The sequence below is a fragment of the Acidiphilium sp. C61 genome, assembly GCF_905116885.1.
Taxonomy (GTDB): domain Bacteria; phylum Pseudomonadota; class Alphaproteobacteria; order Acetobacterales; family Acetobacteraceae; genus Acidiphilium.
Genome location: NZ_CAJHNI010000005.1, coordinates 1105818 through 1118102, shown reverse-complemented (window position 1 = coordinate 1118102; position 12285 = coordinate 1105818). Strand labels below are relative to the sequence as shown.

12 protein-coding genes are annotated in these 12285 nt (G+C 68.8%); 6 read left to right on the top strand and 6 right to left on the bottom strand.

Going from position 1 to position 12285, the window contains the following annotated elements:
- The first annotated feature begins 76 nt into the window (after positions 1–76).
- Positions 77–1306: an MFS transporter gene (locus HUW10_RS08045; protein ID WP_174503021.1), complete on the top strand. Its 1230-nt coding sequence runs from the start codon at positions 77–79 to the stop codon at positions 1304–1306.
- A gap of 22 nt (positions 1307–1328) precedes the next feature.
- Here HUW10_RS08045 and HUW10_RS08040 read toward each other — a convergent pair whose 3' ends face one another.
- From HUW10_RS08040 to HUW10_RS08020, 5 genes are read right to left on the bottom strand one after another with little or no spacing between them, the layout of a single operon-like run.
- The gene (locus tag HUW10_RS08040) at positions 1329–1949 is read right to left on the bottom strand and encodes an ABC-type transport auxiliary lipoprotein family protein (protein WP_174503020.1); all 621 of its coding nucleotides are present in this window, start codon (positions 1947–1949) and stop codon (positions 1329–1331) included.
- Positions 1946–2935, bottom strand: coding sequence for an MlaD family protein (locus tag HUW10_RS08035; protein ID WP_174503019.1), 990 nt, complete (start codon positions 2933–2935; stop codon positions 1946–1948). The genes HUW10_RS08040 and HUW10_RS08035 overlap by 4 nt, the downstream gene beginning before the upstream one ends.
- Positions 2936–2957: 22 nt before the next feature.
- Positions 2958–3707, bottom strand: a complete 750-nt coding sequence (locus tag HUW10_RS08030) for an ABC transporter ATP-binding protein (protein ID WP_174503018.1) — start codon at positions 3705–3707, stop codon at positions 2958–2960.
- Positions 3704–4789 carry an ABC transporter permease gene (locus HUW10_RS08025; protein ID WP_174503017.1) on the bottom strand — a complete coding sequence of 362 codons (1086 nt, stop codon included), beginning with the start codon at positions 4787–4789 and terminating at the stop codon, positions 3704–3706. Before HUW10_RS08025 ends, HUW10_RS08030 begins: the two co-directional genes overlap by 4 nt.
- Entirely contained in the window at positions 4786–5397 is a 612-nt protein-coding gene (locus tag HUW10_RS08020) for a YjbE family putative metal transport protein (protein WP_174503016.1), read from the bottom strand. Before HUW10_RS08020 ends, HUW10_RS08025 begins: the two co-directional genes overlap by 4 nt.
- A gap of 100 nt (positions 5398–5497) precedes the next feature.
- Here HUW10_RS08020 and purB point away from each other — a divergent pair, with 100 nt between their 5' ends.
- The 5 genes from purB to HUW10_RS07995 all read left to right on the top strand — a co-directional run bounded on the left by purB (position 5498) and on the right by HUW10_RS07995 (position 10281).
- Positions 5498–6835, top strand: coding sequence for an adenylosuccinate lyase (gene purB, locus HUW10_RS08015; protein ID WP_174503015.1), 1338 nt, complete (start codon positions 5498–5500; stop codon positions 6833–6835).
- A gap of 13 nt (positions 6836–6848) precedes the next feature.
- Positions 6849–7568: an NRDE family protein gene (locus HUW10_RS08010; protein WP_174503014.1), complete on the top strand. Its 720-nt coding sequence runs from the start codon at positions 6849–6851 to the stop codon at positions 7566–7568.
- 82 nt (positions 7569–7650) lie between these two features.
- The gene (locus HUW10_RS08005; RefSeq protein ID WP_174504798.1) at positions 7651–8979 is read left to right on the top strand and encodes a Zn-dependent hydrolase; all 1329 of its coding nucleotides are present in this window, start codon (positions 7651–7653) and stop codon (positions 8977–8979) included.
- Between the two features lie 87 nt (positions 8980–9066).
- The gene (locus HUW10_RS08000; protein WP_174503013.1) at positions 9067–9651 is read left to right on the top strand and encodes a Spy/CpxP family protein refolding chaperone; all 585 of its coding nucleotides are present in this window, start codon (positions 9067–9069) and stop codon (positions 9649–9651) included.
- 114 nt (positions 9652–9765) lie between these two features.
- Positions 9766–10281, top strand: coding sequence for a DsrE family protein (locus HUW10_RS07995; RefSeq protein ID WP_236656291.1), 516 nt, complete (start codon positions 9766–9768; stop codon positions 10279–10281).
- Positions 10282–10308: 27 nt separating this feature from the next.
- Here the strand turns inward: HUW10_RS07995 and HUW10_RS07990 are convergent, their stop codons facing one another.
- Positions 10309–12141: a heavy metal translocating P-type ATPase gene (locus HUW10_RS07990; RefSeq protein ID WP_174503011.1), complete on the bottom strand. Its 1833-nt coding sequence runs from the start codon at positions 12139–12141 to the stop codon at positions 10309–10311.
- Positions 12142–12285 lie beyond the last annotated feature (144 nt).

Sequence of the window (12285 nt, the reverse complement as noted above, 5' to 3'; positions counted from 1 at the left end):
CGGGACGGACCATCTCTTGCCGTCGCGTGTCTGCGTTGTCGCGGGGCAGGAAGGTGGTGCAGGAAGGTAAGGTCTGATGGTTGCTTCACTGATTTCCGTCCGCAGCCTGCTGCTCTCGATCTTCATGCTGATGGCCGGCAGCGGCTTTCTCTCGACGCTGATGAGCTTGCGGCTCGAGGCGAACGGGACGAGCCAGTTGCTGATCGGCCTGATCGGCACCGCCTATTTCGCCGGGCTCACCCTCGGCGCGCTGCGCGCGGGGCGGATCATCGAGCGGGTCGGTCATATCCGCGCCTTCACCGCGTTCGTCTCGCTGTTCTCGGCGAGCACGCTGGCATGCACGATCTGGCAGGATTTCAGCTTCTGGGCGGTGCTGCGCTTCGTCGAGGGCGTATCTCTGGCCGGCGTGTTCATCTGCATCGAAAGCTGGCTGAACGAACGGGCCACGCCGCAGACCCGCGGTGCCATTCTCGCCTTTTACATGGTTGCTCTCTATGCCGGGCAGGGGGCCGGGCAATTCCTGCTCGACCTCGGCAACCGCGCCCCGGCGTTGCCCTTCATCGCCGCCTCGATCCTGCTGTCGCTGGCCGTGATCCCGATCGCGCTGACCCGGCTTCCCGGTCCCGTGCTGGGCGTCTCGACGCCGCTTTCCTTCCTCCGGCTCTACCGGATTTCGCCGCTCGGGATCTTCGGGGCGGCGATGACCGGGGTGATGCTGGGCGGCTTCTACGCACTCGGCGCGATCTACGCCCACGGACTCGGCATGGCCCGGTCGCAGACCGCGCTGTTCATGAGCGTGGTGATCATGGGGGGCGTCGTGCTGCAGGTTCCCATAGGTCGCCTCTCAGACCGGTTCGATCGCCGCAAGGTCATCATCGGAACCTTCGCCGGGGCCGGAATCGTGAGCATGATACTCGGCGCTCCGCTCTGGCCACCCGGAGTGGTGGATGCGCTGGGATTGCTGTTCGGCGGGCTGGTGTTCACCCTCTATCCGCTTTGCGTCGCCCATACCAACGACTTTCTTGATCCCGAGCAGCGTGTCGGGGCAAGCGGCGGCCTTGTACTGGTCTACTCGATCGGCGCTGCGATCGGGCCGGTGATCGCAGCCATTGCGATGACACGGACAGGCCCGGGCGGATTGTTCATCTTTCTCGCGCTCGCGGCGCTGGCCGCGGTCGGCTTCGGGGTCTGGCGGCAGCGGGTGCGTGAGCCGGTTCCGAACGAGCAGCAGCAGCCCTACCAGATCCTGACGCGCACCACGCCCGTGGTCGCGACGCTCGATCCGAACACGCCGGAAGAGGGCTGAACGGATAACCGGCTCGGGAGCATCATCCCATTCTGTAGGCTCGAAACCGCGCGACCAGGATAACCGCCTGACGCAGCACGCCGGCGAGGGCGTTGCGCTGCGCGGCAACCAGGTCTTCCGGCGTCGTGCCGGCGAGCGGTGCCGAGCCGGACAAGCGTCGCTGCGCCAGCGGCCTGTCGCCGATGCCGACCGGCTTTGCCACGACAAGGGTCAGCGCCGCGCGCGCCTCGCCCCGTGCGGGTGCTGCCAGCAGCGTATCGAGCGTGCCGCCCACGGTCAGATCCGCCGTCACCGACGAGCCATCCCCGACCACCGCGGCGAAATCGCCCGAGGCCTGCAGCCAGGCGATCAGCGCGGCGGTCACCGCATCCGCCGGTGCCGTGGCCCAGCGGTTGTAGTAGCCGCGATGGATGCTGCCATTGGCTTCGAGCGTGATCAGCCCGCGATCGGTCAGCGCCGGGCCGGCATCGAGGCCATGCACCTTCACCACACTGCGTGAAGGGCGGGATGCCGCGCGGAGATCCGGCGGCGGCGCGAGCGGCCAGTCGATGCGCGGGCGGTAGGGTTGTTCCGACAGCACCGTGCCGCAGCCGGCAAGCGCCAGCGGGGCTGCGAAAGCGAGGCGGCGGGAGATCGGGGTCATGGCGTCCCTCTCGGAGGTTCCCGGCCGCGCAGCACGGCGGCGGGATTGCGTTTCAGCGTATCGGACAGGTCTTCGAGATTCGCCGATGCCTGCTTCAGCGATTGCAGGATCGGCAGCATCTGCCGTTCGACTGTCGCCGTCGCCTCGTTGGCGTGGCGGATGGTCGCGGCCGACTGGGCGACCAGCGCGGGCATCGCCGCACTTGCCTTCGCGAGAGCAGCACTTGTGGCTTCGAGCTGCTGCAGGATTTCGCGGGTCTGCGTGCCGTCGGCCAGGGTGCGCATCGAGCTTGTCGTCGCCGGCAGGTCGGCCTGCTTGACCTGCTGCTGCAACTCGACCAGCAGGCCGTTGACATTGACGAGCGCGTCATGAGCGCTGCCGGTGCTCAGTTCCCGGTTCACCGTGTCGATCATCGAGGTGAGCGTGTCGATCGTACGGCCCAGCTTGACGTTGCGCATGTTGTTGAGCAGGCCCTGAACCGCATCCTGAACCTCGGTCAGTGTGCTCGGCACCGAGGGGATGACGAGGTGATGCGGCGCCCACGGCACCGATTGCGGCGGATTGGTCTGCGGATTGGCAAAGCTGAGTTCGAGATAGGCAAGGCCGGTGATCCCTTGCGGTGCCACCTGCACGCGCAGCCCGTGGCTGATCGCCTCGCGGATGTCGGCATCGCGGCCGAGCTTGCGCGGGTCGATCCGGTACTGGACCACGACCTGATGATAGACCTTGCGATTGAGGTTTTTCTTGTCAGGCGGCGGATACTCGGCGGCGACAAGCGCTATGGCGGTCACCTTGCCGATGGTGACGCCGCGGAACTTCACCGCCGAGCCGACATCGAGCCCCTGGACCGACTCCCGGAAATAGGATTCATAGACCGCTCCGCGCTGGAACATGTTGCCAGACAGCAGGAAGACCAGCCCGATCAGCACGACGATTGCGCCGATCACGAACAGGCCGGTGCGCAATGCGGCGCCTCTGGGTTCCATCAGCGCTCTCTCGTGATCCGGCTCATGCGGGATCCTCCTCGCGGTTGAAGAATGCGCGCACACGCGGATGCGCGGCCGTGGTCTTGAGTTCCCTCGGCACACCGAGCGCGATCATGCCGCGTGCCTCGCGGTCGAGCATCAGGCAGCGGTCGGCGATCGCGAAGATCGAGGCGAGTTCATGGGTGATCACGACGAAGGTGCAGCCGAGGGCGGCGCGCAGGTCGAGGATCAGCCGGTCGAGCCCGGCGCCGGTAATGGGATCGAGCCCGGCGGAGGGCTCGTCGAGAAACAGGATCGGCGGGTCGAGCGCCAGCGCACGGGCAATCGCGGCACGCTTGGCCATGCCGCCGGAAATCTCCGCCGGGAGCAGGTTCGCCGCGTCCGCGAGGCCGACCAGTGCGAGCTTCACCCGCGCGATCTCGGCGCGTGCGGTGGCCGGCAGATCGGTGAAGACGGTAAGCGGCAGCATCACGTTCTCCAGCAGCGTCATCGAGCCGAACAGCGCGCCGGACTGGAACATCACGCCGATCTCGCGGCGGACGGCCTCGACCTCGGTCACCGTGTCGTGCCCGGCAACGCTGATCCGCCCTTCGGTGGGGCGGATCAGCCCGATCATCTGCTTGAACAGGGTGGATTTGCCGCAGCCCGAGCCCCCGAGCACGACGAATACCTCGCCGCGCGCGACCTCGAAACTGACGTCCTGAAAGATCACCCGCGCATCGAAGCTCTGCGCGACGCCTTCGACGCGAATGGCGGGGGGCTCGCCGTTCACTGGCCGAGCCTGTAGAGGACCACCGCGAAAAGCCCATCGAGCAGGATGGTCGCGACGATGCCACCCACCACCGCCGAGGTCGCGGCCTCGCCCACCGCGCGCGGCCCGCCGCCGGCGGTCAGCCCGGCGCGGCAGCCGATCAGCCCGACCGCGGCACCGAAGACGACCGATTTCATCAGCCCGAGCAGCACGTCGTGCGGGCTGGCCGCCATCTGCATCTGTGCGACGATTGCCGAGGGCGGAAAGCCGAGAATGCCCATCACGAAGCCCATGCCGAGCACGCCGGAAACGTCGATCCCGAGGGCGAGGGCCGGCATCACCAGCATCGCCGCCGCCATCCGGGGGATGACGAGCATGGTGCCGGGGTCGATCCCCATCGTTGTCAACGCCGCGACTTCCTCGTTCACCATCATCGTGCCCAGTTCGGCGGCGAAGGCCGAGCCGGTGCGCCCGGCGAGAATGACGGCCGCCAGCAGCGGACCAAGCTCGCGGAACAGCGACAGCGAGACCAGGGCTGCCACATAGATGTCTGCGCCGAACTGCCGCATCGGGATCGCCGACTGGAAAGCGAGGATCATGCCGATGAGAAAGCCGAGCATGATCACCAGGGGCAGCGCCTGTGCGCCGGCACGCTCGGCGATGCGGAAGAAATTGCCCCCGCGCAGGAAGCGCCGGCGCCCCGGCAGGCCGATCGTGGCAAGAATGGTTTCGCCGAAAAAGGCGATCCGCACGCCCAGGGTCCGCAGCGGCCCCTGCATGCGCACGACGCGCGGTGGCGGTGGCGTGTCGGTTGCGGGCAGGGCGGTGCGCAGCCGGGCGATCAGGCTCTCGGCTGCCGGCGTCATCCCCTGCCACCGGGTTTCCCCCGCATGGCCGCGTTCGAGCGCGAGCAGCAGTGCCGCACCCGAAGTGTCGATCCGCGCCGCGCGCGAGAGATCGAGTGTCATCACCCCCTGCGCCGCGCGGGCGACGGCAATGGCGCGCGGCCAGGCCTCGGTCAGCGCGGCGGCGGTGAGCGACCCGGTCAGGGCGATCACCGGCCCGTCCGCGCCGCCCGCGATCTCGATTGCGGCCTCGCTCATCCGAACCAGCCCGGCAGGTGCCAGCCAAGACGCGCCGCCACCTGAAGGATGCCGCCATGGATCATCTCAAGCGCAACATATAGCACGATCGCGAGCCCGACCCAGACCAGCCACCGCCGTTTCGTGAGCAGGCGCGCGACCAGGTTGGCGGCAATGCCCATCAGCGCGACCGAGACCAGCAGCCCGGCGGCGAGCAGGGCGGGATGATCGCGCGCCGCCCCGGCGACCGCCAGCACATTGTCGAGGCTCATCGAGATGTCGGCGATGATGATGCGCAGCGCCGCGTCGCGCAGCTTGCCCGGTGGGGCGGCTGTTGCCCCTTCTGGCCGGTGGTTGAACTCCCGCCAGGATTTCCATGCCACGTAGAGCAGCAGGATGCCGCCTGCGAGCGTCAGTCCGATGATCGCCAGCAGCCGGAGGGCAACCAGCGCGAGGGCGATGCGGATCACGGTGGCGGCCGCGACGCCGATCAGGATCGCCTGTTTCTGCTGCGCCTTGGGCAGCCGCGCCACGGCGAGGCCGATGACGATCGCGTTGTCGCCCGCGAGGACGAGGTCGATCATCAGGACCTGCGCGAGCACCAGCGCATCGGCGAGCATCAATTCCATCGTATCGGGTTCGCGGAGCCGGCCGGTCTTGTCAACCGGACGGCCCCGGCCCAAAACGGCGCCGCGCCGGCCTCCGGCCTTGAAGATGGGGAGAATTTCGATGGTTCCGCGTTACGCCCGCCCGCAGATGGTCGCGATCTGGCAGGACTTGAACCGCTACCGGATCTGGTTCGAGATCGAGGCGCTGGCCGCCGAGGCGATGGCCGCCACCGGCGACGTTCCGGCCGAGGCCGCGCGCATCATCCGCGAGAAGGGCGGCGCGCGCATCGCGGCGATGACCGAGGCCGATGTCGAGCGCATTGCCGAGATCGAGCGCGAGACGCGGCATGACGTGATCGCCTTCCTCACCTGGCTGGCCGAGGGCATCGGGCCGGAGTCGCGCTTCGTCCATCTCGGCATGACCTCGTCGGACGTGCTGGACACCTGCCTCGCCGTGCAGCTCACCCAGGCGAGCGATCTGCTGCTGGAGGGGGTCGACGCGGTGATGGAGGCGCTCAAGCGCCGGGCGATCGAGCACAAGCTCACGCCGACCATCGGCCGCAGCCACGGCATCCATGCCGAGCCAACCAGTTTCGGCCTCAAGCTCGCCGGCCACTACGCCGAATTCGCCCGCAACCGCGCCCGCCTGCTCGCCGCGCGCGAGGAGATCGCGACCTGCGCGATTTCCGGCGCGGTTGGCACCTTCGCGCATCTCGATCTCTCGATCGAGGCGCATGTGGCGCAGAAGCTCGGCCTGCGGCCCGAGCCGGTCTCGACCCAGGTGATCCCGCGCGACCGCCACGCCGCCTTCTTCGCAGCCCTCGGCGTGATCGCCTCCGGCATCGAGCGGCTGGCCACCGAGGTGCGCCATTTGCAACGCAGCGAGGTGCGCGAGGCCGAGGAATTCTTCCACCCCGGGCAGAAAGGCTCGTCGGCGATGCCGCACAAGCGCAACCCGGTGCTGTCGGAAAACCTCACCGGCCTTGCCCGCATCGTCCGCGGCTATGTGGTGCCGGCGATGGAGAATGTCGCCCTCTGGCACGAGCGCGACATCAGCCACTCCTCGGTCGAGCGGGTGATCGGCCCGGACGCGACGATCACGCTCGATTTCGCCCTGCACCGGCTCGCCGGCATGATCGAGAAGCTGACCGTCTATCCGGAGCGGATGACCGAAAACATCGAATCGCTCGGCGGCGTGGTGCATTCGGGCGAGGTGCTGCTGCTGCTCGCCCGCGCCGGGATCTCGCGCGAGGATGCCTACCGGATCATCCAGCGCAACGCGATGGCGACCTGGACCGCGCTCGGCAAGCCCGATTTCCGTCGCTTCCGCGATCATCTGCTGGCAGACCCGGACGTGGCCGGCCGGATCAGCCCGGAGGCGATCGACGCGGCGATGGACCCGCGCCTGCATCTCGCCCGGATCGATGCCATTTTCGACCGGGTGTTCGGCTCGCACTGACCGATATCGCGCGATGTGCTCGCTGATCCTGTCGTTCCTGCCGGGGGATGCCTGGCCGGTCGTGATCGGCGCCAATCGTGACGAGATGCTGGCGCGGCCGTGGGACCCTCCGGCCGCGCACTGGCCGGACCGTCCCGGCGTGATCGCCGGGCGCGATCGCACCGCCGGCGGCACCTGGCTCGGCCTGAACCGCCATGGCGTAGTCGCCGCCCTGCTCAACCGCACCGGCAGCCTCGGCCCCGCGCCGGACAAGGCAAGCCGGGGCGCGTTGCCGCTGCTGGCGCTGGAGGAGCGCTCGGCGGCGGCGGCGGCGGCGCGTCTCACCCGGCTCGATGCCGGGCGCTACCGCAGCTTCAACCTGCTCGTTGCCGATGCGGCCGGCGGATACGTCCTGCGCGGGCTGGAACGCGGCGCGCCGGAGGCGATGCGGCTCGACCCCGGCATCACCATGATCACCGCGCATGACCCGAACGATCCGGACAGCCCGCGCATCGCCCGCTATCGCGGCGTGTTCGAGGCAGCTCCCCGCCCCGATCCCGCCGCCGATGCGTGGGACGCCTGGCGGGCGCTGTTGGCGGATCGCGCCCCACCTGACGATACCGCGCTCAATGTCGGCCCGCGCGGTGGGTTCGGCACCGTGTCCTCGGCGCTGATCGGCCTCGGCAGTGAACGCGCGCGGTTCCTGTTTGCAGCAGGCCCACCGGACCAGGCGGCGTTCGCGCCGGTCATCTGAGGCCGGTTAAGCCACGGATGGGCCGGCACAGGGCCGGCCGTGCCACAATCGGGTCGATGACCCCGCCTTCCGGTGTGTCATGATGTTCCGTGTCGGCGCGGCTGCGCGGGGTGCGGTCTTGCGCGCGGGCGGCGTCGGAGGCCATCATGCCTTCATGACGCAGAACACGAATTACCGCATCAATGGCGCCCGCCTGTGGCGCGCGCTGATGGAGATGGCCGAGATCGGCGCGACCCCGAAAGGCGGGGTCAACCGCGTGACGCTGACCGAGGTGGACCGCGCTGGCCGCGCCCGTTTCGCCGAATGGTGCGCCGCCGCCGGGTTAAGCCTTGGGACTGACACGATGGGCAACATGTTCGCCCGCCGTGAGGGGCGCGACCCCACCCGCCCGCCGGTGATGTTCGGCTCGCATCTCGACAGCCAGCCCACCGGCGGCAAGTTCGATGGCGCGCTCGGCGTGCTCGCCGGGCTCGAGGTCATGCGCACATTCGATGAGCTTGGCATCGTCACCGAGGCGCCGCTCGAGCTGGTCAACTGGACCGATGAGGAAGGCTGCCGCTTTGGCCGTGCGATGATGGGCAGCGCGGTCTGGGCCGGCGTGCAGCCCGAGGCGACGATCCGGGCGCTGCGGGATGCATCGGGCATCACCGTTGCCGAGGCGCTGGCCGCGATCGGCGCCGAGGGCGGCGAGCCAGCGACCCATCGTCCGGCGGATGCGTTCTTCGAGCTGCATATCGAGCAGGGGCCGCTGCTTGAGGCCGGGGGCGAGGCGATCGGCATTGTCACCGGCGCGCAGGCGCAGGTGTGGTTCGATATCGTGCTGACCGGCCGCGACTCCCATGCCGGCACCACCCCGCCCGCCGTCCGGCGTGACGCGCTGACAGGTGCCGCCGAGATCATTCTCCTGGTCGAGCGGCTGATGCGCGATTGCGGTGAGCAGGGGCGCGGCACGGTCGGGCGGCTGAGCGTTCATCCCAACTCGCCCAATGTGGTTCCCGGCGAGGTGCGCTTTGCCGCCGAGTTCCGCAACCCGTCGGATGCCGAGATCGTCCGTCTCGCACGGGAGTTTCCCGAGCAGGCGACGGCACTCGCGACGGCGCGCGGGCTCGAGATCGTGATCACGCCTGTCTTTCGCGTCGAGGCGACGCCGTTCGACCCCACTTGCGTCGATCTTGTCCGCGCGTCCTGCCGGCAACGCGGGCTGGCCGCCCGGGAGATGGTCTCCGGCGCGGGGCATGACGCCGTGCACCTCGCCCGCGTGGTGCCGAGCGCCATGATCTTCACACCCTGCAAGGATGGCCTGTCGCACAACGAGGCGGAGTCGATCACCGAGGCCGAGGCCGAGGCCGGTGCGCAGATCCTGTTCGATGTCGTGCTGGCCCGCGCCAACCGGCCGCTCACGGCCGCTTGATCGAGGTCAACGACCCCGTAAACTCCAACGGCTAGCTTTCTGACGTTGCGGGGGCAGCATGCCCCCGCAGGCGAAAGGAGCATGCCGATGGCGATCAAATGGAAACTTGCGGCAGCCTCTGTCCTGCTGGCCGCGGGAAGCACCCTGGCTTTGGCGCAGGGGCCAGGCCCCGGCGGTTACGGGCCGGGCATGATGGGCGGAAACGGGCAAGGGCAAGGTGCCTGGAGTGGCCGGGCAGGGCGGCAGTATTCTGCCGCGCGGCTCGATGCGTTGCGGCAGATGCTGAAGATCACCACCGCCCAGCAGCCGGCCTGGAATCGTTACGTGAAGGCCGTGACGGATGCCCACCAGCAGGCCTGGTCCGGCATGCAGTCGGTGATGCGGCCGGGCTCCATGATGAGCATCACGCCAGACCAGCGCTTTGCCTACATGCAGGACATGCTTGATCTGCGGAAAAAGACGTTCGAGAGCGAGAAATCCGCCGCCGAGGCCCTGCTGCCCCATTTGAGCGAATATCAGCAGGGGCAGGCGAGCATGGTTCTGCCGGGTCTGGCACAGGCAGGCTATGGGCTTGGCTATGGCCGTCATCGCTTCGGCGGCTGGGGCATGATGGGTGGATTTGGCGGTGGCTATGGCCCGGGGATGACGGGCTTCGGGCCGGGCCGGCCATAAGGCGGCGCCAGGGCTGCCTCGCGTTCGGCAGATATCCCGGATTTTCCGTTGTCTTCACCATCATGACGGTCGATATGATGCTCTGAGGTGATGACATCAGAGGAGGATCTGCCGATGCGGGTCATGCGTATCGCGCGGCGCGCCGTGGCGGTTCTGGCCACGATTCTGTCCACGATTCTGGCGCTTGCCGTCTCTGGCGGTATGGCCCGGGCGAATCCCTCGATGCTCGGGACCTTCGATTTCGACCATCCGGCATTTCTGCACGCGAACCCCGCGGCGACCCGTCATGTGGTGATCCAGGTCAGCGCGGCCGCGCCGGGCCATTGGCTCATGGCGCTGAATAATGCGCAGAATCTTCTTGCCGCGCTGGGGGCGAAAAAGGTGCAGATCGTCGTGGTGGCGTTCGGGCCCGGGCTGAAGATGCTGCTGGCTGACTCGCCTCTCGCGCGGCGGGTGGCGGCACTCGATGCGCAAGGAGTGGAGTTCGACGTCTGCCACAACACGATGGCGGCGATGGCCCGGCATCTCGGTCACATGCCGAAGCTGGTGCCGCAGGCGGTGGTCGTGCCGGCGGGCGCGGAGCGTATCGTGCAGCTCGAAGCCCATGGGTTCGCCTATCTGAAGCCATAGGCGACAGGCTGTGATTTCGGGGCGGTTTCAGCGCCCCGATCCGAGTGCCCGGAGTGCGTTGAGGATCACCGCGACGTCGATGGCCTCCTGCAACAAGGCCCCGCCAACCGGCGGGAGATAGCCGGCGGCGGCAGCAGCCATTGCCAGCAGAGAGAGTCCCATGCCGGCCACGATCGATTGTAGTGCGATGAACCGGGCACGACGCGCGATCGACACGGCTTCGGCGATTCGGTCCAGCCGGTCGAGCATCAGCACCACCTCGGCGGCTTCGGCTGCCGCGGCGGTGCCGCGGGCGCCCATGGCAATGCCGACATCCGCCGCCGCCAGGGCCGGAGCGTCGTTGATCCCGTCGCCGATCATCATCGTCGTGCCGAGCGCCCGTTCCGCGCGCGCGCGTTCGATCTTGTCCGCCGGCGACAGCCCCGCATGGACCGCATCGAGCCCGAGTTCGGCGCCCACCCGCGCCGCCGGTTCGGCGCGGTCGCCGCTCAGCATCACGATGCGGCGGAAGCCAAGCCGGCGGAGCGATGCGACCAGCGGCTTCGCGTCGGGCCGGATCGCGTCGGTCAGCATGATCGCGCCAGCCGGCACGCCGTTGATGGCGACCCAGGCGGTTGCCGCCGCGCCATTTGCCTGTTCGGCCACATGATTGTCGCGCGGGAGTGATATTCCCGCGGTCTCGAACATACGGGGGCCACCCACCATCACGAAATCCGCGCCGACCTGGCCGGCAAGGCCGAGGCCGGGCGTCTCGGTGACTCCGGCCGGTGTGGCCAGCCGGCCAGAAGCGCGCCCGGCGGCGACGATTGCCCCGGCCACGCCGTGCTGGGAGACCTGTTCGAGCGAGGCGGCAAGGCGCAGCACATCCGTCGGCGCAAAACCGTCGAGTGCTGCAACGCCGGTGAGCGATGGGGTGCCGGCGGTCAGCGTGCCTGTCTTGTCGAACAGGGCGATGTCGGCGCGCGCCAGGCGTTCCAGCGCGCCGCCGCCCTTGACGATCACCCCGCGCCCGGCCGCCCGCGAAATGCCGCAGATCAGCGCGACCGGCGTGGCCAGGATCAACGGGCATGGGGTGGCGACGACCAGCACGGCGAGGGCGCGCAACGGGTCGCCGCTGACCAGCCAGGCGGCAGTGCAGACCGTGAGTGTGAGAGTGAGAAATCCCACCGCCCAGCGATCCGCCAGGCGGGCCATTGGCGGGCGTTCCCGTTCGGCTGCGGCAACCAGCCTGATCACCGCGGCATAGGTGCTCGCTTCGGCGCTTGCCGTGGCCAGCAGGGAAACCGGCCCGCCCGCGTTCAGCACACCGCTGCGCACGGCGTCGCCGGCCAGCCGCGCAACCGGCAACGGTTCGCCGGTCAGGGCCGACTCATCGAGCGTGGCGGCGTTCTGCAGCGTGCCATCGACCGGCACGATCTCGCCGGGCTTGACCAGAAGATTGTCGCCGATGACGACAGCTGCTGCCTGAATGTCCTCGATTGTGCCATCCGTGTGGCGGTGCGCTGTCGTTGGCGTGCGTTTGACCAGTGCGGAAAGTTCGCGCCGGGCGCGCGCGCCGGCATAATCCTCGAGCGCTGCGCCGCCGGCCACCATGCCCGCGATGATCACGCCGGCGAGGTGCTGGCCGAGCAGCACCGAGCCCAGTATGGCGAGGAGCGCGATCAGGTCGACGCCCAGCATCCCGCGAAGCACCCCGGCGATGAAATCGGCGGCAACCTCGGCTGCGACCAGCAGTGCCGGCGCGATCCACAATCCGGCGGCGAGGTCATCGAAGCCGGCCGCGCGTGCGGCCAGGCCAAGCCCCAGCCCCACCCCGACCGCGACCGGCGCAGCCTGCCGCAGCGCCGCGCGCCATCCCATGCCGTCTCCTGTTCACCCGGCAGTGCCGGGGGCTGTGCCGGGGTTTTATCCGCGACACGATGAACATATCGGGACAATCGCGTTCCCGGCTTGACCTGCATCAAGGACGGCGGCGAGTCTGCATGACATCACGAGACGCCTGAA

What these genes read in the sequence shown, in the direction of transcription:
- HUW10_RS07995 (WP_236656291.1), top strand. Translation starts at nt 9,766, where the DNA reads ATGCGGGTCATGCGTATCGCGCGGCGCGCCGTGGCGGTTCTGGCCACG.
- HUW10_RS07990 (WP_174503011.1), bottom strand. Translation starts at nt 12,141, where the DNA reads ATGGGATGGCGCGCGGCGCTGCGGCAGGCTGCGCCGGTCGCGGTCGGG.
- HUW10_RS08025 (WP_174503017.1), bottom strand. Translation starts at nt 4,789, where the DNA reads ATGAGCGAGGCCGCAATCGAGATCGCGGGCGGCGCGGACGGGCCGGTG.
- purB (WP_174503015.1), top strand. Translation starts at nt 5,498, where the DNA reads ATGGTTCCGCGTTACGCCCGCCCGCAGATGGTCGCGATCTGGCAGGAC.
- HUW10_RS08020 (WP_174503016.1), bottom strand. Translation starts at nt 5,397, where the DNA reads ATGGAATTGATGCTCGCCGATGCGCTGGTGCTCGCGCAGGTCCTGATG.
- HUW10_RS08005 (WP_174504798.1), top strand. Translation starts at nt 7,651, where the DNA reads ATGTTCCGTGTCGGCGCGGCTGCGCGGGGTGCGGTCTTGCGCGCGGGC.
- HUW10_RS08000 (WP_174503013.1), top strand. Translation starts at nt 9,067, where the DNA reads ATGGCGATCAAATGGAAACTTGCGGCAGCCTCTGTCCTGCTGGCCGCG.
- HUW10_RS08010 (WP_174503014.1), top strand. Translation starts at nt 6,849, where the DNA reads ATGTGCTCGCTGATCCTGTCGTTCCTGCCGGGGGATGCCTGGCCGGTC.
- HUW10_RS08035 (WP_174503019.1), bottom strand. Translation starts at nt 2,935, where the DNA reads ATGGAACCCAGAGGCGCCGCATTGCGCACCGGCCTGTTCGTGATCGGC.
- HUW10_RS08040 (WP_174503020.1), bottom strand. Translation starts at nt 1,949, where the DNA reads ATGACCCCGATCTCCCGCCGCCTCGCTTTCGCAGCCCCGCTGGCGCTT.
- HUW10_RS08045 (WP_174503021.1), top strand. Translation starts at nt 77, where the DNA reads ATGGTTGCTTCACTGATTTCCGTCCGCAGCCTGCTGCTCTCGATCTTC.